We start from the raw sequence: 1,177 nt of genomic DNA, 5'->3' as shown, positions 1-1,177 counted from the left end.
ATTACTCTTTGATGGTGACGACGATGCCGGCACCGACGGTGCGGCCGCCTTCACGGATGGCGAAGCGCAGCTTCTCTTCCATGGCGATCGGCACGATCAGCTCGACATCGACGGTGATGTTGTCGCCAGGCATCACCATCTCGGTGCCTTCCGGCAGCGACACGATGCCGGTCACGTCGGTCGTGCGGAAGTAGAACTGCGGCCGGTAGTTGGTGAAGAACGGCGTGTGACGGCCGCCCTCGTCCTTGGTCAGGATGTAGGCTTCGGCGACGAACTTCTTGTGCGGCTTGACCGTGCCCGGCTTGGCCAGAACCTGGCCGCGCTCGACACCTTCACGGTCGACACCGCGCAGCAGCGCGCCGATGTTGTCGCCGGCCTGGCCCTGGTCGAGCAGCTTGCGGAACATCTCGACGCCGGTGCAGGTCGTCTTGGTGGTCGGACGGATGCCGACGATCTCAAGCTCCTCGCCGACCTTGACCACGCCGCGCTCGACGCGGCCGGTCACCACCGTGCCGCGGCCAGAGATCGAGAACACGTCCTCGATCGGCATCAGGAACGGCTTGTCGAGCGGGCGAACCGGCGTCGGGATGTAGTCGTCGACCGCAGCCATCAGTTCGCGGATCGAATCCTCGCCGATCTTCTTGTCGGAATCTTCCAAAGCCGCAAGTGCCGAACCCTTGACGATCGGAATGTCGTCGCCGGGGAACTCGTTCTTGGTCAGCAGCTCGCGCACCTCGAGCTCGACCAGCTCGAGCAGCTCGGCGTCGTCGACCTGGTCGACCTTGTTCAAGAACACCACGATCGACGGCACGCCGACCTGACGGGCCAGCAGGATGTGCTCGCGGGTCTGCGGCATCGGGCCGTCGGCGGCCGACACGACCAGGATCGCGCCGTCCATCTGCGCAGCACCGGTGATCATGTTCTTGACGTAGTCGGCGTGGCCGGGGCAGTCGACATGAGCGTAGTGGCGGTTGGCCGTCTCGTATTCGACATGCGCCGTCGAGATGGTGATGCCGCGCGCCTTCTCCTCGGGCGCCGCATCAATCTGGTCGTAGCGCTTGTATTCGCCAAAATACTTGGTGATCGCCGCCGTCAGCGACGTCTTGCCATGATCGACATGGCCAATCGTGCCGATGTTCACATGAGGCTTTGTACGCTCGAATTTACCTTTTGCCAT

General features: G+C 63.3%; 1 protein-coding gene. It reads right to left on the bottom strand.

The window, feature by feature from the left end; translation table 11 throughout:
• Window position 1 precedes the first annotated feature (1 nt).
• On the bottom strand, window positions 2-1,177 hold the full coding sequence (gene tuf, locus AC0L17_RS34440) for an elongation factor Tu (RefSeq protein WP_091591201.1): 1,176 nt from the start codon (window positions 1,175-1,177) through the stop codon (window positions 2-4).

Source organism: Mesorhizobium sp. WSM4829, assembly GCF_055811475.1.
The sequence above is the reverse complement of the archived record's forward strand: the minus strand, read 5'-3'. Positions and strand labels throughout refer to the sequence as shown.